The 18772-nt window shown below is 33.8% G+C and carries 23 protein-coding genes and 2 tRNA genes; 7 read left to right on the top strand and 18 right to left on the bottom strand.

The window, feature by feature from the left end:
- Positions 1-137 precede the first annotated feature (137 nt).
- From EL247_RS02190 to EL247_RS02140, 11 genes are all read right to left on the bottom strand, one after another.
- Positions 138-214, bottom strand: a tRNA-Arg gene (locus EL247_RS02190).
- A 5-nt stretch (positions 215-219) separates the two neighbouring features.
- Positions 220-295, bottom strand: a tRNA-Ala gene (locus EL247_RS02185).
- 71 nt (positions 296-366) lie between these two features.
- Positions 367-963 (bottom strand): dephospho-CoA kinase, encoded by a 597-nt coding sequence (gene coaE / locus EL247_RS02180; protein WP_104745606.1) that lies wholly within the window; start codon positions 961-963, stop codon positions 367-369.
- Positions 960-1763, bottom strand: coding sequence for a spermine/spermidine synthase domain-containing protein (locus EL247_RS02175; RefSeq protein ID WP_060663085.1), 804 nt, complete (start codon positions 1761-1763; stop codon positions 960-962). The genes coaE and EL247_RS02175 overlap by 4 nt, the downstream gene beginning before the upstream one ends.
- 55 nt (positions 1764-1818) lie before the next feature.
- Complete coding sequence (locus tag EL247_RS02170) at positions 1819-2268, bottom strand: META domain-containing protein (protein WP_065829034.1); 450 nt, start codon at positions 2266-2268, stop codon at positions 1819-1821.
- 16 nt (positions 2269-2284) lie between these two features.
- On the bottom strand, positions 2285-3145 hold the full coding sequence (locus EL247_RS02165) for a peptidylprolyl isomerase (protein WP_230845585.1): 861 nt from the start codon (positions 3143-3145) through the stop codon (positions 2285-2287).
- Positions 3146-3209: 64 nt separating this feature from the next.
- Positions 3210-4511 (bottom strand): M20/M25/M40 family metallo-hydrolase, encoded by a 1302-nt coding sequence (locus EL247_RS02160; RefSeq protein WP_104745605.1) that lies wholly within the window; start codon positions 4509-4511, stop codon positions 3210-3212.
- A gap of 11 nt (positions 4512-4522) precedes the next feature.
- On the bottom strand, positions 4523-5155 hold the full coding sequence (locus EL247_RS02155) for a 3-methyladenine DNA glycosylase (RefSeq protein ID WP_104745604.1): 633 nt from the start codon (positions 5153-5155) through the stop codon (positions 4523-4525).
- Positions 5156-5272: 117 nt separating this feature from the next.
- Positions 5273-6397 carry a cytochrome d ubiquinol oxidase subunit II gene (gene cydB, locus EL247_RS02150; RefSeq protein WP_104745603.1) on the bottom strand — a complete coding sequence of 375 codons (1125 nt, stop codon included), beginning with the start codon at positions 6395-6397 and terminating at the stop codon, positions 5273-5275.
- A 9-nt stretch (positions 6398-6406) separates the two neighbouring features.
- Positions 6407-7948, bottom strand: a complete 1542-nt coding sequence (locus EL247_RS02145) for a cytochrome ubiquinol oxidase subunit I (protein WP_104745602.1) — start codon at positions 7946-7948, stop codon at positions 6407-6409.
- A 9-nt stretch (positions 7949-7957) separates the two neighbouring features.
- Complete coding sequence (locus EL247_RS02140; protein ID WP_054195471.1) at positions 7958-8167, bottom strand: DUF4492 domain-containing protein; 210 nt, start codon at positions 8165-8167, stop codon at positions 7958-7960.
- Between the two features lie 266 nt (positions 8168-8433).
- Between EL247_RS02140 and recA the strand changes: the two genes are divergently transcribed.
- The 7 genes from recA to EL247_RS02105 are packed head-to-tail and all read left to right on the top strand — an operon-like array spanning position 8434 to position 14110.
- Positions 8434-9471 (top strand): recombinase RecA, encoded by a 1038-nt coding sequence (recA, locus tag EL247_RS02135; RefSeq protein WP_005022374.1) that lies wholly within the window; start codon positions 8434-8436, stop codon positions 9469-9471.
- 13 nt (positions 9472-9484) lie between these two features.
- Positions 9485-10756 carry a phosphopyruvate hydratase gene (eno, locus tag EL247_RS02130; RefSeq protein WP_104745601.1) on the top strand — a complete coding sequence of 424 codons (1272 nt, stop codon included), beginning with the start codon at positions 9485-9487 and terminating at the stop codon, positions 10754-10756.
- Positions 10756-11010, top strand: a complete 255-nt coding sequence (locus tag EL247_RS02125) for a hypothetical protein (protein ID WP_005022371.1) — start codon at positions 10756-10758, stop codon at positions 11008-11010. The genes eno and EL247_RS02125 overlap by 1 nt, the downstream gene beginning before the upstream one ends.
- Positions 11007-11717, top strand: coding sequence for an AMIN domain-containing protein (locus EL247_RS02120; protein ID WP_232019771.1), 711 nt, complete (start codon positions 11007-11009; stop codon positions 11715-11717). Before EL247_RS02125 ends, EL247_RS02120 begins: the two co-directional genes overlap by 4 nt.
- Positions 11704-12195 (top strand): shikimate kinase, encoded by a 492-nt coding sequence (locus tag EL247_RS02115; protein WP_104745600.1) that lies wholly within the window; start codon positions 11704-11706, stop codon positions 12193-12195. Before EL247_RS02120 ends, EL247_RS02115 begins: the two co-directional genes overlap by 14 nt.
- Positions 12192-13208 (top strand): lipopolysaccharide heptosyltransferase II, encoded by a 1017-nt coding sequence (waaF, locus tag EL247_RS02110; protein WP_126441934.1) that lies wholly within the window; start codon positions 12192-12194, stop codon positions 13206-13208. The genes EL247_RS02115 and waaF overlap by 4 nt, the downstream gene beginning before the upstream one ends.
- 41 nt (positions 13209-13249) lie before the next feature.
- Positions 13250-14110, top strand: coding sequence for a menaquinone biosynthesis family protein (locus tag EL247_RS02105; protein ID WP_104745598.1), 861 nt, complete (start codon positions 13250-13252; stop codon positions 14108-14110).
- On the opposite strand, the gene EL247_RS02100 is transcribed toward EL247_RS02105, so the two are convergent.
- The 7 genes from EL247_RS02100 to EL247_RS02070 form a co-directional block, all read right to left on the bottom strand.
- Positions 14104-14955: an energy transducer TonB gene (locus EL247_RS02100; RefSeq protein ID WP_104745597.1), complete on the bottom strand. Its 852-nt coding sequence runs from the start codon at positions 14953-14955 to the stop codon at positions 14104-14106. The two genes, EL247_RS02105 and EL247_RS02100, sit on opposite strands and share 7 nt — an antisense overlap.
- 3 nt (positions 14956-14958) lie before the next feature.
- Positions 14959-15405 carry a hypothetical protein gene (locus tag EL247_RS02095; RefSeq protein WP_005022360.1) on the bottom strand — a complete coding sequence of 149 codons (447 nt, stop codon included), beginning with the start codon at positions 15403-15405 and terminating at the stop codon, positions 14959-14961.
- Positions 15402-15761 carry a flagellar motor switch protein FliN gene (fliN, locus tag EL247_RS02090; RefSeq protein ID WP_005022359.1) on the bottom strand — a complete coding sequence of 120 codons (360 nt, stop codon included), beginning with the start codon at positions 15759-15761 and terminating at the stop codon, positions 15402-15404. The genes EL247_RS02095 and fliN overlap by 4 nt, the downstream gene beginning before the upstream one ends.
- Before the next feature lie 9 nt (positions 15762-15770).
- Complete coding sequence (locus EL247_RS02085; RefSeq protein ID WP_054198259.1) at positions 15771-16196, bottom strand: hypothetical protein; 426 nt, start codon at positions 16194-16196, stop codon at positions 15771-15773.
- A 94-nt stretch (positions 16197-16290) separates the two neighbouring features.
- On the bottom strand, positions 16291-17583 hold the full coding sequence (locus EL247_RS02080; RefSeq protein WP_104745594.1) for a sensor histidine kinase: 1293 nt from the start codon (positions 17581-17583) through the stop codon (positions 16291-16293).
- Entirely contained in the window at positions 17583-18248 is a 666-nt protein-coding gene (locus EL247_RS02075) for a response regulator transcription factor (protein ID WP_104745593.1), read from the bottom strand. The genes EL247_RS02080 and EL247_RS02075 overlap by 1 nt, the downstream gene beginning before the upstream one ends.
- A gap of 42 nt (positions 18249-18290) precedes the next feature.
- Entirely contained in the window at positions 18291-18749 is a 459-nt protein-coding gene (locus tag EL247_RS02070) for a DUF1104 domain-containing protein (protein WP_005022352.1), read from the bottom strand.
- Positions 18750-18772 lie beyond the last annotated feature (23 nt).

The raw sequence follows: 18772 nt of genomic DNA, 5'->3' as shown, positions 1-18772 counted from the left end.
CCTTGCATTCAATCTCTCTAAAATCTAAAAATTAAATAAAAGATTTTATCTAATGCTATTATAGTTATTTGAGAATTCACTATGGGGGAAAATATAAAAAATTATTATAAAAAGTTTTAAGAATAAATATTAAGTTATGGTACGCCCGGAGGAATTCGAATCCCCGACCTACAGGACCGCAACCTGTTGCTCTATCCAGCTGAGCTACGGACGCATAAATGGTGGAGTGTAGGAGGATCGAACTCCTGACCTCAACGCTGCCAGCGTTGCGCTCTCCCAGCTGAGCTAACACCCCCTTGCACTCTTCTCCACAAAATAAACTGCGTTAAAGGGTAGGAATTATACTACAAAAAACTTAATTTTTCTCTAAAAATCAAGCTTTGATAAGTAGTTTTGCAAGTATTTTTCTACTTCTCTTTGTAAATTTTCCAAATCTTTGGAATTATCTATTATGTAATTTGCCTTTTTCTTTTTTTCTTCCATAGGAATTTGTAGAGAGATTCTCTCATTTGCCTCTTGTGCTGTCAAATGATTTCTCTTTATAAGGCGTTGCAACTGAATCTCTTTTGGCACAAAAATCAATAACACTTCTTTAATTGGATAATTTTTAGTCTCAAAAAAAAGCGGAATATCTATGAAATAAGGAATCTCTTGTTTGTCTAATTCTCTAGCTTGTCTTGTAATTTCTTCTTTGATTTTAGGGTGCAAAATATCCTCTAAAGTTTTTCTTTTTTCTTTATCTTTGAAAACAATTTCGCCCAGCCTTTTGCGGCTAACTTCGCTATTTTCTAACACACCTTTGCCAAAACTTATAATAATCTCTTCTTTGCATTTTTCTAGCATTTGATGTGAGATTTCATCTGCACAAATTACATTATACCCATAAAGCCTCAAAAGTGAAGAAGTGGTGCTTTTGCCACTTCCTATCCCTCCTGTGAGGGCAACTGCGTATCTAAAGCTCAATTACAAGCAATCCCAACTAATGCTTTTTTCACTTTTTGTGGAAGCACAAAGGCAGATAAATGCAAATTGGCATTATAATATTCCAAATCCTCCAACATATCTGCTCTTTGGAGTATAATATCCGCTGTTGGATGATATTTTTTAGATGCAAAAATATAAAAATCTTGCATATCTAAAGACATGGGAATATAAAAAGGCATTTTAATCCTAAACTCTTCCCCCAAAGATTCTAAAATTTCCTTGGTTTTTGAAATATCTAACAACAAATGAGGAATCTTAAGCACCAAAATCCCATCTTCACTCAAAAGCTTTTTGTAGCAATGAAATTGGCTTTCATCTGTGGCTATTATAATATCATACAAGCTTGCTCTTTGCTCATTTTGCTCCAAAAATTCTTCTTGTTGTTGCGGAATAAGCTTGAAATTAGCATTTTTCATTACCTCTTGATAATGCGGAAAAAAACTAATAAGCGATTCAAGAATCTTCAAATCAAATTGCAAAAAATCCACTTTTAATTCACTATAACGCAAAAATTCAAATGCTAGCTCAAGATTAAAATTATCCGCTATTAAAACCCTTTTGGGCTCTTGATGGGAGCAAGCACAAATATGTGCCAAAAGCTCGCTTTGTAGAGCAAGCATAGTTTTCAAAAAGATTTGCTCATCTATCAATGCAATACTCTCAAAAGTTTTAGAATTAAAAATTTCTAAATTATGCCTAATGCCTTTTATCTCTAAAAGTTTGCTTTCTATTTTGTATTCTTGCTGAATCTTTCCACTATAATTTTTTGTTATCCACATAAATAACCTTTGTTTTTTACAAGCCTATTGTATTTTAAGTAAAAATATCTTTAAATTATTGAATTAATAGATAAAATTTTTCGCTAAAAACTAAAATTTTTCCATCCTCTAATATCTCAAGACGATTAGTGTTATTTAATAAATTTTGGGTTAAATCACTCTCAATCTCCATCATCTTAGGCTCACACATTTTTCTTGTCATACCCACATTGGCAAACTTAATCTCATTGCCTTTGATTTCATAAGCACCAAAGAAATTATTACATCCTGCAACACCAAACACTTGCTCATCTTTAAAACCTATAAAAAATTCATTTTCCTTATCAAAAGCCAACACTTTTGTAGCACCATTGATTTTATAGCTATGTATTTTCCATTTTTCTTTAGAAAGCAATACTTTTTCAATATTCTCCTTTGTTGTGCTACTTTGAATATCGGTATTTTTATCCGCACAACCAACAAAAAACATCACAAAACCCAAAATTCCTATCACAATCTTTTTCATTTCTTCTCCCTAGCAATTAATTTAGACGAATAATATTCACTTTGGCATTCGAACGCAATTTTTCAAAATACTCATAAATCAAATAATCTTCTTTCTGCCCCATTATTTTTTGCAAAACGACATTTCTGACATTTTCAAAAGGGAGAATAGCAGGATTATTTTTTGCTTTAATCAAAAAGACAACAAAATCATCTCCAATAGGATAGATTGGAGTAAATGTGCCAATTTTACCTTGCGTAAAAGCCGCAACAATCTGTGGATTTAATGCAGCTGTTTGCAAGACCTCATTTTCACTTTGAACGCCTTTTTGCACTTCTTTTCCATTGCTTTGAATAAGAGCCTCCAATGCCTTTCCATCTTTGCTAAAAAACTTAGTCACATCGATGCTTTGAGGTATTGAAAATTCCTCTTTATTTGCATTGTAGTAATTTAACAACTCATTTTCATCTACCATTTTCAAACTTTCTTGTGCAATCACTTGATAAAGTTTCTTTTTGAGAATCCCTTTTTTGATTTCCTCTTTGTAATTTTCCCAATTACCACCATTGCTTCGGATATAAGATTCTACTTGCGCAGCAGTTGCTTGATTTTGCCTAGCAATTCTATTAATCTCATCATTAATTTCTAATTCTGTCGCAACAATTTTATGCTTTTTGATTTCTTCTTCATGCAATTTTTCATTAATCAAAATATCCACTGCAATGTTTTGATTAACTTTATCTCTTTGTTGCACTTTATAAACTTCCAACAAAGTTACAGGATTCCCATTGACAAAAAAGGCAATTCCATTAACCATCGAAGGTGCTCCAAAAGCAAAGCTTGACAATAAGATTCCAATCAACACGCTTTTTTTAATAGCAAAACAACATTTTTTCATTTTTTCCTACTACAAAATTAATTTCATATAATTTTAGCAAAATCTCTTTGGCGGTTTTATAAAATCACTGCTTTGTTTGCAAAATTTCTTTTAAAATTGTCCAAAATTTTTTGAAACTCTCCAAATCCATTCTTTCTTTTAAAGAATGTGGATGCAAAATCGTAGGACCAATAGAAATAAACTCTTTGGCAGGGAATTTTTGTTTTAAAATCCCACATTCCAATCCAGCATGAATACTTTTTAGTTCTGTATTTTGATTATATTTTTGATAAATTTGAAATACTAATCTTACCAACTCCCCTTCTTCCCGCTCCCATGGTGCATAATAATCAGCCACAGCGACACAAAACCCCAAACTCTCTAGCCACTTTTTATTTGTTTGGATACCCTCTTGCATCAGTTGTTCTTGATTGCCTCTCCCCATTAATGCAAGGCTAAAAAGCCCTTTTTCTTGCCTCAAAATCCCAAGATTACTAGACAAAATCACTCCATTCTTATCGCTTTGAATCACTCCATTAGCTAACCCCAAAATCGCCTCAATCAACTCCCCACTTCTATAACCACTTTTCATTCTCTCTAAAGGCGTTATTGTAAAATGTTCTTTGTCCAACATTTCTAAAATATTCATTTTTTCTTTTTCAAAAGCGATTTTCAAAATTGCATTTGTGGGGATAGAATTGCGTTTCTCTCCACCAAAAAACTCTACAATAATACCTTCTAAATCTTTGGCAATCTTAGCCAATTCCAAAATCGCATTAGGGATATTTTTATGAATCTCAATCCCACTATGCCCACCTTGAAAATTTTTGCTTTTTATTTCATAGCTAACATAATCTTGTGGAATCTCTTGTGAAGCAAATTCTTTCTTTGCCTCCAAATCATACCCACCTGCACAGCTAAAAATAACCTCATTGATATCTTCACTATCACAATTAATTACAAAAGGGGCTTGTATTTCTAGCCCCAAAGTATTTGCACCAATCATTCCCACTTCTTCATCGCTAGTCAATAAACATTCAATATTTTCAAAATCCCTCAATGCCAGCAACATACACGCCAAAGCCGCTCCATTATCTGCCCCAAGACTAGAATCTTCTGCACTAATGTAGCCATTTTCTATAATCGGCTTAATCGCAAACTCCTTAGAATCTCCGACATAAACCATATCATAATGCCCCTGCAAACAAACTTTTGGCTTACCCTTAATGCACAAAAGATTCCCCGCACTATCCTCTTGCACCTCCGCTCCAAATTCTCTAGCCTTTTGTATAAGCCATTTTTTCAATTCAATACCATGATTGCTCGGATGTGGAATCTTGCAAATTTCCAAAAACAACTCCAAAGGTTCAAAAAGATTTCCTTCCACAATTTCCCCTTTTATATCCTATGCTCTTTGCAAAATTCTACAATTTTTCCATGAAATCTTGCATAAAGCTCATTAATGGGAATATCATAGCCATAAATTTCACATACTTTTGAATAATTTTCCAATAAACCACAAACAAGCCATTCTTTTAACTCATCATAGCCCTCTAATTCATAACCATAAGATTTTAGCAATTTATAAGTATAGTTATCTGCTACCATTTCCTCTCTTAATGCACCATAACACAGAATTGAATCGCAAGTCTCATTACCTATGCCTTTTTGAGAAAGTAGCCATTCTCTACTTGCTTTGGCACAAAAATTTTCAAAATCTCCAAAATCGTTTAAAATATTGTTGCACAACATAATAATTCGTTGTGATTTCTGCCTAAAAAACCCCAAATCTTTCATAAAAGCCTGCAAATTCTCCACAGAAATATCCGCCAAAGAATGCAAGTTTAATAGTCCTTGCATTTTTAGGCGATTAATCACTTCAAAAGCTTTTTCCCATCTTGTATTTTGGACCAAAATAGCCCCTATTACAACCTCAAAACTCCCAGCATTAGGCCACCAAAGTTTATGAGGTGGATTCTTCAAATACCCTTGATTTTTTAAAAAACAAAACAATTCAAAACTATTTTGCATTAGTTTTGACTTCGATCATCTTTTTCAATATGATTGATATTTAACCAAACAAATTTATATGCTATATAAATCACAACAGGCCACATTATCAACAAAAACTCTGTCATTTAAAATCCTTTAATACTGATGAGAATCTTCTCTTAATTCATCTCTTGTAATTTTGACTCTATCCATAAGATTCCACACATAAATAATATAAGCCAACACAAAAGGCACAAGCAAACTCACATAACCCATTACGCTTAAAGTATAGTAGCTAGAACTTGCATTATAAATTGTTAAAGAATCTTGCAAATCTACCAAACTCGGATAAAATGCACTCTTACCAATCCCAATAGAAAGCAAAATCGCAAACACTGCCAAAACACTTCCAATTCCCAATGCAAAAATTGCTTTTTTGCACCCCTTAAACCCCATATACATTCCAAGCAAAACACACACAACACCAACAAGCAATATCACAATCAAAAAAGGCATTTCAAGAAAATTTTGAAAATACAAGAATTTTTGCATACTCACCAAACCATCTTGTGAGACGAAAAAACCTTCTTTAGTAAAAATCCAAAATAAAAACCCCAAGAAAAAAACCAAAAATACTACGCTATTTAAAGCTATTTTTCTTTTCACTCTTTCTTTGATAATTTCATCATCAATATTGTTCAAAAAATAACCACACGCTAAAACTCTGCTTAAAAATACCAAAGCAAATCCAAGTAAAAAATTCCAAGGATTAAGCAAAGCTTCCAAACCCTTTGAAGCATTTTCCCACTCTACAAAATTAGACGAATCTAATCTGAAATTTGCACCACTAAAAAAAGTGCTTAGTGCAACCCCAATCAAAAACACACCCAAGATTCCATTAATCAACAAAAAAACTTCATAAGTTCTTGAACCCAAAAAATTCCCTTCTTTTTTGCGGTATTCATAACTTACAGCCTGCACAATAAAACAAAACAAAATAATCAACCATACCCAATAAGCACCTCCAAAACTTGTACTATAAAACAATGGAAATGCCGCAAAAGATGCTCCACCAAAAAGCACCAAAGTTGTAAATCCAAGCTCCCATTTTCTCCCCAAAGAATTCACAATCAAAGCTTTTTCTTCTTCATTTTTTGCCAATTCAAACAACATTCCCTGTCCGCCTTGAACAAAAAACATAAAAACCAAAAGCCCTCCTAAAAGACTTAATATTCCCCACCAATAAATCTGCAATCCTATCAAATCTAATCCAAAAAACATTTATTCTCCTTAGTGTGCAAAACCTTTTTTGATTTGTTTTAAAATAATTCCAATCTCTGCAATCAATAATGCTGTAAATAAAACTAAGAATATGAAAAAAGAAATTTGCACATTGACGCTACTTAAATGCGTTGCTGCTACACCAACAGGCATTAAATCCTGAATCGCCCAAGGCTGCCTACCCACTTCTGCGACAATCCAACCACATTCTGCTGCAATATACCCAAGCGGAATCGTCCATAAAGCAACCCATAGCACTTTTCTAAATTTAACAATATCATTTGCCATAACCAAATAAAGCACCACAATAAATAATACAAAAAACCAACTTCCTAATGCCACCATCAAATGGAAAGTATAAAAAGTCAAAGCAATCGGAGGCACCGCTTCTTTAGCTTCTTTTAAATACCCATATCCAAAATAAGGCATATTCTCTTGCACCACTTGTGAATATTGTTGCAAATCACTTGCTGGCACCCCCAACTCTCTAGCGTTTTTGTATTCTTTAAAAGATTCCAAAGCCAAACGCCCTTTTTGGATTTTCTCCTCAATACTCATAATCTCTTTTTCTGCATTTCCATAAACAAGATCATTAATCCCCGGGACAAAACTATTTGGCGAGCGATTCCCCAAGATTGAAAGAGCATAGGGAATTGTAATATCAAACAAAAATGTATTTCGCTCATCACCAATTTGCTTGTTAGGATTCAAGATTCCAAACGCCACAAGCCCCGCACGATGCTCACCTTCATAGATTCCCTCCATCGCTGCTAGTTTCATGGGTTGCTTTTGAGCCACTTGATAAGCACTTTCATCACCACTTACAAATAAAAATATTGAAGTTATTAGCCCAAAACTTGCGCCCACAATCAAGGATTTTTTAGCCGCAATCACATCACGCCCTTTTAAGATAAACCAAGCAGAGATTCCAACCACTACAAGTGCCGAAATTACATAACCACTTGAAACTGTATGCAAAAATTTGCTAATTGCCACAGGACTCAATGCCACTTCAAAAAAGCTTGTCATTTCATTTCTAGCACTTTCAAGATTGAAAGTCGTCCCAATAGGGTATTGCATCCAACCATTTGCCACAAGAATCCAAAATGCACTCAAATTTGAACCAATTGCCACCAACCAAGTCGAAAGCAAATGAAACTTCGGAGAAACTTTATTCCAACCAAAAAACATCACTGCAAAAAAAGTTGCCTCCAAAAAAAACGCCATAATTCCTTCAACTGCCAATGGCGCCCCAAAAATATCCCCTACAAACCACGAATAATTTGCCCAATTTGTTCCAAATTCAAACTCCATAATAATGCCCGTTGCAACACCAATGGCAAAATTTACAGCAAAAATTCCTAACCAAAATTGTGTGATTTTCTTCCACTCTTCTTTTTTGGTTTTAATATAAATAGTTTCCATAATGGCTAAAATAAAAGAAAGTCCCAAAGTTAGAGGCACAAATAAAAAATGATAGAGTGCTGTGAGTGCAAACTGTGCCCTACTCCAATCTACACTTGCCGCCCTTTGCAGTAATTCTTGCTCCATACTACTCCTTTAAAATTCCATAAGATTCTTGCTTACAAACTCGCTTTTTTCTTCTTGCGTTTGAAACTTAGCTCTTAGACTATTATCATAAATATAAATTTTTAAAAAACCAAAAATAATCAACAACTTAACAATAATAACAACCCACAAGCTTTTCCCTAAAGTCATATTTCTAAAACCATCATAATAAAAATAAAAAAATTTCTGCAATATTTTCATCAAAATACCTTTCCTTATTTTATAATTTATTTAGATATTTAGAATTATTTTGGGCTATTTAATGTTGATTTATTTTTGAATTTTTAAAACAAACTCGAGATTATATTCTTTTAACTTTAAAATACCCTAAGCCTCATTTTATTTTTCATAATCTAAAAACACCCCATAAAGCAACACCATAATATAAAAAATAATTGCAAAAAATAATATTGTGAATTTTTAGTTATTTAGCTAAAATAAAATTTTCATTTTCTTAGGGAGAAAAAATGGCATTAGATGAAAATAAGCAAAAAGCAATTGAATTAGCAATTAAACAAATTGATAAAGCCTTTGGTAAAGGTGCTTTAATAAGACTTGGAGATAAACCGGTTGAAAAAATCGATTCAATTAGCACAGGTTCTTTGGGGCTTGATATCGCACTTGGCATTGGAGGGATTCCAAAAGGTAGAATCATCGAAATTTACGGACCAGAAAGTTCAGGAAAAACTACCCTTGCACTCCAAATTGTTGCTGAATGTCAAAAAAAAGGCGGAATTTGTGCCTTTATTGATGCAGAACATGCACTAGATGTAACATACGCCAAACGACTTGGAGTAGATGTAGAAAATCTACTCGTCTCTCAACCTGACTTTGGAGAGCAAGCTTTGGAAATTTTAGAAACCCTCACAAGAAGTGGAGGGGTAGATTTAATCATCGTTGATTCTGTTGCTGCACTTACCCCAAAAAGCGAGATTGAAGGGGATATGGGAGATCAGCATGTAGGGCTTCAAGCAAGACTTATGAGTCAGGCTTTGAGAAAAGTTACAGGTATCATTCACAAAATGAATACCACCGTTATTTTTATCAATCAAATTCGTATGAAAATTGGAGTTATGGGATATGGAAGTCCAGAAACTACAACAGGAGGAAATGCACTCAAATTCTATGCAAGTGTGAGAATTGATGTAAGACGAATCGCAACTCTCAAACAAGGTGAGCAAAATATCGGGAATCGTGTCAAAGCAAAAGTGGTTAAAAATAAGGTTGCTCCGCCTTTTAGAGGTGCTGAATTTGATATTATGTTTGGCGAAGGGATTAGCAAAGAAGGGGAACTCATCGACTATGGAGTAAAGCTTGATATTGTCGATAAAAGCGGTGCTTGGTTTAGCTATGAGGACAAAAAACTAGGACAAGGCAAAGAAAATGCAAAAATTTTCTTGAAAGAAAATCCACAAATAGCTCAAGAAATCGAAGATAAAATCAAAGCTTCTATTAGCCTAACAGATGATTTATCCTCTAGTGATGATGAAAATTTAGAAGATTAACAAGGAGAAAATTATGGTTTATATTGATGAGATTAATGCGCAAGAAGTCTTAGATAGTCGTGGGAATCCAACCATTCAAGCTAGTATTTTATTAAGCAATGGGAATGTGGGTAGTGCTATTGTCCCAAGTGGAGCAAGCACTGGAAAAAGAGAAGCATTGGAATTACGCGATGGAGATGAAAGATATTTGGGAAAAGGCGTCTTAAAAGCATGCGAAAATGTTAATTCAACTATTGCTGATGCACTTTGTGGCTTATCTCCATTCAATCAAAGCCTTATTGATAATACTTTAATTGAACTAGATGGGACAGAAAATTTTTCAAATCTTGGTGCTAATGCCGCACTTGGAGTTTCTATGGCAGCAGCTAGAGCAGCAGCCAAAAGCCTCAATATCCCTCTTTATCGTTATCTAGGTGGTGCAAATGCCCTTACTCTCCCAACCCCTATGCTTAATATTATCAATGGTGGCAGCCATGCTGATAACACCGTTGATTTTCAAGAATATATGATTATGCCTGTTGGTTTTGATACCTTCAGCGAAGCAATGCGCGCAAGTGCTGAAATTTACCAACATTTAAAAAAGATTCTAAAAGATTCTAAACACATTACAAGTATTGGCGATGAAGGCGGGTTTGCCCCAAATTTAAAAACCAACGAAGAGCCTATTCAAATTATCTTAGAAGCAGTGAAAAAAGCAGGCTACAAAGAAGGGGAGCAAATTGCGATTGCACTAGATGTTGCTAGTAGTGAATTCATCAATGATAAAGGGATTTACTGCCTTAAAGGTGAAGGGCGTGAATTATGCAGCGAAGAACTCATTGAGTATTATGAAAAACTCATCTCAAAATACCCTATTGTCTCTATTGAAGATGGATTAAGCGAAGATGATTGGGAAGGTTGGAAAAAATTAACCCAAAAACTTGGCAATAAAATTCAACTTGTAGGCGATGATTTATTTGTAACTAATGCCAAAATTCTCGCACAAGGTATTGAGAAAAACATTGCAAATGCCATTTTGATTAAACCCAACCAAATTGGAACGGTAAGCCAAACAATGGAAGCAGTGCGTCTTGCACAACGCAACAACTATCGCTGTATTATGAGTCATCGCAGTGGAGAAAGTGAGGATAGCTTTATTGCAGATTTTGCAGTGGCACTCAATACGGGAGAAATCAAAACAGGCTCTACTGCAAGAAGCGAAAGAATGGCAAAATATAATCGCCTTTTGTCCATTGAAAAAGAACTAATCTATCCTACATATCTAGGAAAAAGCCTCTTTAGATAATGGAAAAAAGACAGGATTTGAAATATTATGAGGGAGGATTTTACAAACTACTTCCCTTTTTTAGCCTCTTTTTGGCAATATGTATTGCAGGGATTTATTTTGGCAATCTTTTTTTTGGGACCAACTCTCTAAGTGTATTATTTGAATTACAAAACAAAGAAGAACAAATATCTAAAGAAGTCAAAAACCTAATGAATGAAAATGCAAAACTCCAAAAAGAACTTTTTGAATTGAAAGGATTAGAACCACAATGAAAATTTTACTACCACTGCTTATTCCATTTTTCATACTCTATGCTCAAAATTCTCAAACTTTACCAAAAATTCCAGATATCACTATTGATACTTCCACAACCCCCAAAGAAATCCCAACTCCCAACGAAAATAATGATACCAAAGAAATAAGAAATCCCTTTGAATCAGTTGTCACACCAAAACAAAGCGGACAAATCTCTAATCCTCCACAACTCAGCCTCTTTACTCAAACCACACTCAACCTACCCTCTACGGCAAGAAAAATCAAAAAAATAACCCTTGCTTATCAGAATCTTGATGGCTCCATTAGCACGATAGAACAAGAACTTAATGGCGATATTGATTGGCATTTTCCTTTAATTTTAAGTCAAGAAATCAAGCCAGAAATGCAATCCCAAAAACTACAAGATTTCAATCTTGGAAAAATTTTTGATTTTCATATAGATAAACAAAAAATTACACTCAAAACCCCTTTGAATATGATTCGCGATTTCACGCTTGCCTCGCCCACTCGTTTGATTTTGGATTTCAAAAGCAACTCCAAAAAAGTCTTGCAAGATTTTATTCAAACCAATCTACCCATTATCAGCAAGGTTGATTTACAAACCCATTTGGACTTTTATCGCATCACTTTTACCCTTGATGGACAATACAAATACTCTATCAAAAACCTTAAAGAAAAAGGCTTAGAGATTGAACTCTTCTAACATTGTTTTAATCGGTTTTATGGGGAGCGGCAAAAGCACCATTGCAAAATCCCTTTATCGCCATACACACTCTTTAATTTTAGATAGTGATCAAATTATTCAAAACAATGAAAATTTAACTATCAATGAAATTTTTTCACAAAAAGGGGAGCAATATTTTAGGAATCTTGAAAAAGAATTTTGTGCTTTTATTTCACAAAATATCCAACATTGCATTATTTCAACAGGTGGCGGAATGCCTATTTTTTGCAATGTCAAACAAATGGGCAAAGTTTTCTTTTTGGATATTGACTTTGAAAATATACTTTCTCGCCTAAATGATAATGAAATTTCCACTCGCCCACTCTTTCAAGATAAGGATAAAGCCTTCAAACTCTATCTACAAAGACTTCAAATTTACAAAGATTCTGCTCATTTTTGTGTTAATGCCAATGCAGATATTCCAACAATCACAAAGGAAATTTTAAATTCACTATGAATATTTTAGTGAGACTTCCAAATTGGCTTGGCGATGCTGTTATGGCAACTTTTGGATTAGAAATTCTCTACCAAACCTACCCAAATGCACATTTTTACCTCATTGGAAGTAAAGTTAGCTGTGAGCTTTTTGACCATTATCCCAACACCACAACCATCGTAGATACAAGCAAAAAGGCTACCTTTAGAATCCAAGCCCTCTACAAACTCGCCAAAGAGATTCCACCTTGCGAAATTGCTATCACTTTCCAAAATAACTTTCTTTCTGCCTTATTTTTATTTTTCAATGGTGCTAAAAAACGCATTGGTTATGCAAACGAAATGCGTTCTTTTTTGCTTACTATCCACCCAAAAAAATATAAAAATCTCCACGAATCATTACGCTTTGCCAAACTGATAGAAACCATTATCCCAAATCATTCTATAATTCCAAAACTTTATCTAAAACCCCCAACGACAAAAATCACACTTCCGCCCTATTTTCAAAACAAAAAAATTGCCGGTATCAATGCAGGAGCTGCTTTTGGAAGTGCCAAACGCTGGAAGGAAGAATATTTTGCAGAAGTGATTAAAGACCTGCTAAAACAAGATTTTTGCATTATTCTTTTTGGGGTAGAATCTGAAAACCCCATCAATGAAAAAATTCTATCCTATCTTCCAAAAAACGAAAAAATCCTTAACCTTAGTGGAAAAACAAACATACAAAGCCTAATGGCTTATTTTTTAAAATTACATTTTCTCCTTACTAATGATAGCGGACCTATGCATATAGCAGCAGCCCTTGAGATTCCGACTTTTGCACTCTTTGGTCCAACAAATCAAGAAGAAACTTCACCTTTTAATGCAAAAGATTCTCACATACTCTCTCTTAAAACCTTTCACAAATCCCTTCCTTGCCAACCCTGCAAAAAACGAATCTGCCATCTTCCCAAAAACTCCAAAGATTACCATGCTTGTATGCTAAATCTAACGCCCTCTTTAGTACTTCCCAAAATTCATTCCCTTATAAGTTAGTTTCTATTAAAATAATCACAAATTTCACACAAAGTTAAAATATGCGAACAATTCAAATAGGACATTCACCAGATGCCGATGATATTTTTATGTATTATGCAATTGCATTTGGTTGGGTAGGAAATACAATCCATTTTCAAAACCAAGCTTTAGATATCCAAACACTCAATGAAATGGCACTTGATAACATTTTGGATATTTCTGCAATTTCTTTTGGTGTTTATCCATTTTTAGCACAAGAACAAGCGCTCTTAAGGACAGGAGTTAGCTTTGGCGAAGGCTATGGACCAAAACTCATTAAAAAACACTCAACAAAGCTAAAAAAAAACTTTAAAGTTGCACTAAGTGGGGCACACACAACTAATGCAATGCTTTTTAAAATCGCTTACCCTAATGCAAGAATCTACTACAAAAATTTTCTTGAGATTGAAAAAGCTGTTTTGGAGGGCGAAGTTGATGCGGGAGTGTTAATCCACGAATCTATTTTGCAATATGATTCAAGCTTAGAAGTAGAATGCGAAATTTGGGATATTTGGAATGATTTAAACAAACAAAATTTGCCATTACCGCTTGGCGGAATGTGTATCCGCCGCTCTTTGCCGCTTAATGTCGCTATTGAATGTGAAGAGATTCTTACAAAAGCTGTCAAAGTCGCCCTAAAAAATAAACCACTTCTTTCAAAAATGCTACTAGAACGCAATTTGATACGAGTAGATTCTCAAAAATTAGAACACTATCTCAATCTTTATGCCAATGCCGATTCTATCTCCCTTAACCAAACGCAGTTAGAAGCAATTAATATGCTTTTTAAACTCGGATATGACCACAATCTCTGCCCACAAATCCTAGATGTCAATGATTGCTTAATCCCCAAAGAATACAAAGAACTACGCAATCAATAAATCCGATACATGACGCGTATTCTTATTTTAGTTTTTACTGCTGGATAAGGATAATCCTTATAAGCAATCTCGATAGTGTGAATGCTATTTTCGTCCAAAAGCCTATAACCACTTGGAGTTAATAATTTCAAATCAGAAATATCTCCATTTGGGTGCAAATAAAATTCCACAATATTATCCCCTTGCTGCCCCATTTGCCCAGCAAGTTGCGGATATTTAAGGTATTTTTGCGTAATCCTTCCTATCCCACTTAAATTATCTTCAATAAATTTCCTCTCTTCAAGATTCAAAGAATACAAATCATCTCCATAGAGCTCTTTTATTTCTTGATTCCCCATATCTTTGCCATAATCATAAATAGAAGGCGAAGAAGGCTTATTATCTAGCATCGGACCAATTTGACTAGATTTCAAAGAAGAAGCAAGAGAATTTTGATTATGATTAGATTGATTTGAAGATTTTGGTTGAATCTTTCTAGAATCTTCAATTTTTTTAGGTTTTGTAATTTTGGTGGGGGATTTTTCTTTGGTTTGCTTAGGTGGAGTTGTTTGCATAATTTCTGTTTGCTCTTCTTTTTGGTTTTTGTTACTTTCTTGCTGTGGCTGGCTTTGTGTGTTTGAAGGTTGTGTGAGTGGAGATTCTAACATTTGTGCATTATTTTGGGGGGGAATCATTTGTGCAGCTTGAGAAAACTTAAAGTTTTTAATATTAATACGCTCTCCCTCTTTAGTCCCATATTTTGGAGGCTGATAAACATCATCCTTTTTAAACTCGAGTAACAATAATAAAAATATCACAATATGGACAAGTAAGGACAATAAAAGTGCAATAAAATTATTTCTCATTATTTATTGTTTTTCTTGTTCTAATAATTCTCCAAAATCTTTGATTGAATATTTATCAACCAAAGTTGCTCCATTTTGGCTTAATATCACAATATAGCGTTTTTGGTAAATCTCAAAAACAACCAATTTGGCATTCATAGACAAAGAAAAGCTAGAAACAATTTGAATCGAATTAGCTTCTTTTTTTTTGAAAAAATCAACCAAAGATAATTTTTGCTCTTTATAATAAAGCCTCTTTTTGATATACCAAAGCAATATCAAAAGCCCAATTAAGACAAGAATCACTCCACTATACTGATAAAAATTAATACTCTCCAAAGGGGATTTTGCCATTTCAAAAGGAAAAGTTTGATTATTTTCACTAGAAAACTTTAATCCCTGCTCTAATGAATCTTTATCCTCTGCAAACAAAAAAGTAATGAATGATAAAATAACTAAAACAATTTTCATGTAGTGCTAATGCTCTCTCTTGTGAGATAATAGATAATTGCATTAGAATCAAGCACTTCATTAACCCTAATAGCAAGATTCTTCTCATACACCATTACTTCGCCCTTGCCAACTATTCTACCATTGATATAAATCTCCACACTTTCACCTGCTGGTTTTTGCAAATCAATAATAGAGCCTTTTTCAAACTGCAAAATTTCCTTCAATGCTATCTTTGTTGAGCCAAGCTCGGCATGGAAAAGGACTTTCATATCCAAAAGCCCCCCATAATTATTCATAATTCCTTCAAGATAACGCGCTAAATCCTCTTGTTTTGGTGCTTGTATCTTTGCTAAAGTAAATTCATCTGCTGGCATATCTTTTCCTTAAAGTGATTTGTTATGCATAAAAAGGGAACACTTAGCTCCCCTTCCTAATGAAAAATTAAAACTGCTAGAATGCGTATCTTGAAATTCTCCAAACCCATAAACCCTAGGTGTTGAGATATTAAACTTTATATTTTCTGTAACAGCTAACACTTTTGCTAAACCAATAGTAAGATTAGCAAGCTCTTGAGAAAGATCTTTTAGGGCAATCTCATCTAGCTCTTCCTCTCCAAATAATCCATTGCCTAATTTTGCCAAAAAATCTTTAGAAGAAACAAAAGTAATAGTATCTTTCTCTTCATTCTCCAAAAAAATATCAATACTTGACAAAAACCCTTTTGTTAGCTTTCTTGTAACTCTCTTTGGCGTCTCTCCCAAAGTATCTTTCAACACTTGCCTAAAAGCATTTATGATAATTTTCTCCATATCCTAACAAACCTTCTAGCAAAAACATAAAAAATTATATCTAATTTTTATTTAGCCTCACTAAACTTTGGATAATTTTTTATCAAATTCTACATTACCAACGCAAAACAAAAGTTGTTCCCTTTCCTTTTTGACTTTCACATTCAATAGCAATTTTATAAATATTGCAAATTTCTTTTATCAATGCCAGCCCTATTCCAAACCCACCTTGATCCTTATTGCAACGATAATATCTATCAAAAATTCTCTTCAAATCCTCTTTCTCCATTCCACACCCATTATCTTTTATCTTTAGAAAATTATTCCCCACAAAAACCTCAACTTCTCCGCCACTTTGAGTGTATTTTAATGCATTATCCAATAAATTATCAACAACCCTGATAATACGACTTTTATTTGCCATAAGTGTGCTAGATTCTGCTTTTAAAACAATAGAAATATTTTTCTTTTTATAAAAAGGTTCAAAATAAGACACACGCTCTTTTAGCAAATCATTCATAGCAATCTTTTCAAGATTATTGCCCTGCAAATGAGGAAAATTATAAAATACCAAATCTTGATAAATTTGCCCCAAAGTATTTGCCGCCATTTTAATGCGTTCAAACTTTTGCAAATCTTGCTCTTTAAGATCTTCTTTTTTTATCCTCTCTATGCTCATCAAAATAATGCTCAAAGGCGTATTAATTTCATGGGTAGAATCTTTAATAAAATTATTCAGTGCCTGTATTTTTTCCTCTAATGGCTTCAAACTTAAACGAACCAAAAAATATGCCACCACACTCACCCCAAAAAGCACTAGCAAAAAGCTCCCGCCAATTAAGCCCCAAAGCCCATATATTTCCTTTGAAATTCCATTATCTTGAATAATCATAAAAAAATCATTTCTTCTTTCTAAAGTATCTAATAAATTTTGTTTGTAAAGCTCCATATTTACAAGACTCCAAAATCTTCCTCCTATTCTTTGAGTCACTAAATACACATTGTCTCCTGCAATCACGATTCTATCAATGTGCCGATGATCTTTCCTAAAACTAATTGGAATCCCGCGTTCTTGCAATATCTGCCTAAATTCTTTTGCATTTTCAACCTCTTTTAAAGTGCTAAAAATTATCTCTCCACTGCTTGTATTCAAAGAAAATGGGATTTCTAACTCTTTAGAAGTTTCTTCTAAAATCTTAAAAAAGTTTCCATTGCGATTAAATTGCAATTTTTCATACAAATGCATCGCCAAATTATGCGTTGATTCTCGCAATTGCAATACTCTTTCTTCAATCAAAGATTCTTTTTCTTTTTGGTACCAACCATAAAAAACAATCGCCAAAAAAATCAAAGTTGTCAATGCATAAAGTAAGCTAATTTTTAAAACAATCTTTTTGCTTTCATTCATCAAAGCACCTTTTTATAACAATACCCTTCTCCCCTGCGGGTCAAAATATTATCTTTACCGACAATTTGACGCAAGTCTTTAATATACACACGCAAACTCAACTCGCTTGGCTCCTCTTCATATCCCCACAATGCACTATAAATTTCTTCTAAGGATACAAAATGATTCTCATTAATCAACAAAATCTTTAGTAATTCTCGCTCTTTTGCAGAAAGTTTGCATACCTTCCCCTCTAAATACAAAATTCCTTCCCCACAATCAAAACTATATCCATTGCCAAAATCATAAATCTGCATTCGATTACTACGTTTCAATAATGCTTCAATACGCAACAATAATTCTGACAATTCAAAAGGTTTTCGCAAATAATCATCACAACCGCTTTTAAACCCTATTTCCAAATCTTTAATACTATTTAAAGCAGTGATGAAAATTGCTGGGATTCTTCTCCCACTTTGATGAATACTTTTTAATGTCTCAAAACCATCTAGGTTTGGCACCATTACATCAAGCAGCAAAATATCAAAATTTTCTTCATAGACTTTATTAGAAGCCTCTATACCATCATTGCAACAAACTACTTCATAACCTTCCTCACTCAAAAACTCAGCAATAATTTCTTGCAATGCCATATCATCTTCTAACAATAATATTTTTGCTTTCATTCTCTCCCTTTTATACGCTGTGTAGCCAAAAGCTACACACCATTAAGGTCTTGGACCAACTGGACAATCTGGGTATCTACCTTCAAAACAATCTCCTCTATAATGCCCTCTATGCCCTTTACCATAACCATAACCTCTGCCATAACCGCCTCTTAACAATCCGCTATCTCTAGCTTCCTCTCTTGTCATAGAATCAATTCTCTTTTCTGTTTCTTTGCGAATCTCGTCTCGGTATTCTCGGTATTCTTTCATAGTCATCTTATCATAGTTGCTTTGTGCATTTTTTCTTAAATTATCTGCAAAATCTCTACCTTCTTGAATCTCCATTTTTTGCATTCTTTTATGGATTTCCATTTTATAGTCTGGATAATCTTTTGGTGCTACTTTCCCTGAAAGATTAACAAGCTCTTCATTGCTTTTTTTTGAAAAATCTGCTGCTAATGCAACTGAAACACTCAAGGCTGTACCAACTAAAACTGAAATCAATGTTTTTGCTTTCATTGTAAGCTCCTTAATTTTTTTAC

Source organism: Helicobacter pullorum (assembly GCF_900638355.1).
In the GTDB taxonomy this organism is placed as follows: domain Bacteria; phylum Campylobacterota; class Campylobacteria; order Campylobacterales; family Helicobacteraceae; genus Helicobacter_D; species Helicobacter_D pullorum.
Note: the sequence above shows the minus strand (reverse complement) of the source record. Positions and strands in the feature narration are given on the sequence as shown.

What these genes read in the sequence shown, in the direction of transcription:
- cydB (WP_104745603.1), bottom strand. Translation starts at nt 6,397, where the DNA reads ATGTTTTTTGGATTAGATTTGATAGGATTGCAGATTTATTGGTGGGGA.
- EL247_RS02075 (WP_104745593.1), bottom strand. Translation starts at nt 18,248, where the DNA reads ATGAAAGCAAAAATATTATTGTTAGAAGATGATATGGCATTGCAAGAA.
- EL247_RS02085 (WP_054198259.1), bottom strand. Translation starts at nt 16,196, where the DNA reads ATGGAGAAAATTATCATAAATGCTTTTAGGCAAGTGTTGAAAGATACT.
- EL247_RS02125 (WP_005022371.1), top strand. Translation starts at nt 10,756, where the DNA reads ATGGAAAAAAGACAGGATTTGAAATATTATGAGGGAGGATTTTACAAA.
- EL247_RS02145 (WP_104745602.1), bottom strand. Translation starts at nt 7,948, where the DNA reads ATGGAGCAAGAATTACTGCAAAGGGCGGCAAGTGTAGATTGGAGTAGG.
- EL247_RS02140 (WP_054195471.1), bottom strand. Translation starts at nt 8,167, where the DNA reads ATGAAAATATTGCAGAAATTTTTTTATTTTTATTATGATGGTTTTAGA.
- waaF (WP_126441934.1), top strand. Translation starts at nt 12,192, where the DNA reads ATGAATATTTTAGTGAGACTTCCAAATTGGCTTGGCGATGCTGTTATG.
- fliN (WP_005022359.1), bottom strand. Translation starts at nt 15,761, where the DNA reads ATGCCAGCAGATGAATTTACTTTAGCAAAGATACAAGCACCAAAACAA.
- EL247_RS02165 (WP_230845585.1), bottom strand. Translation starts at nt 3,145, where the DNA reads ATGAAAAAATGTTGTTTTGCTATTAAAAAAAGCGTGTTGATTGGAATC.
- EL247_RS02070 (WP_005022352.1), bottom strand. Translation starts at nt 18,749, where the DNA reads ATGAAAGCAAAAACATTGATTTCAGTTTTAGTTGGTACAGCCTTGAGT.
- eno (WP_104745601.1), top strand. Translation starts at nt 9,485, where the DNA reads ATGGTTTATATTGATGAGATTAATGCGCAAGAAGTCTTAGATAGTCGT.
- recA (WP_005022374.1), top strand. Translation starts at nt 8,434, where the DNA reads ATGGCATTAGATGAAAATAAGCAAAAAGCAATTGAATTAGCAATTAAA.
- EL247_RS02155 (WP_104745604.1), bottom strand. Translation starts at nt 5,155, where the DNA reads ATGCAAAATAGTTTTGAATTGTTTTGTTTTTTAAAAAATCAAGGGTAT.
- EL247_RS02080 (WP_104745594.1), bottom strand. Translation starts at nt 17,583, where the DNA reads ATGAATGAAAGCAAAAAGATTGTTTTAAAAATTAGCTTACTTTATGCA.
- EL247_RS02105 (WP_104745598.1), top strand. Translation starts at nt 13,250, where the DNA reads ATGCGAACAATTCAAATAGGACATTCACCAGATGCCGATGATATTTTT.
- EL247_RS02100 (WP_104745597.1), bottom strand. Translation starts at nt 14,955, where the DNA reads ATGAGAAATAATTTTATTGCACTTTTATTGTCCTTACTTGTCCATATT.
- EL247_RS02095 (WP_005022360.1), bottom strand. Translation starts at nt 15,405, where the DNA reads ATGAAAATTGTTTTAGTTATTTTATCATTCATTACTTTTTTGTTTGCA.
- EL247_RS02120 (WP_232019771.1), top strand. Translation starts at nt 11,007, where the DNA reads ATGAAAATTTTACTACCACTGCTTATTCCATTTTTCATACTCTATGCT.
- EL247_RS02170 (WP_065829034.1), bottom strand. Translation starts at nt 2,268, where the DNA reads ATGAAAAAGATTGTGATAGGAATTTTGGGTTTTGTGATGTTTTTTGTT.
- EL247_RS02175 (WP_060663085.1), bottom strand. Translation starts at nt 1,763, where the DNA reads ATGTGGATAACAAAAAATTATAGTGGAAAGATTCAGCAAGAATACAAA.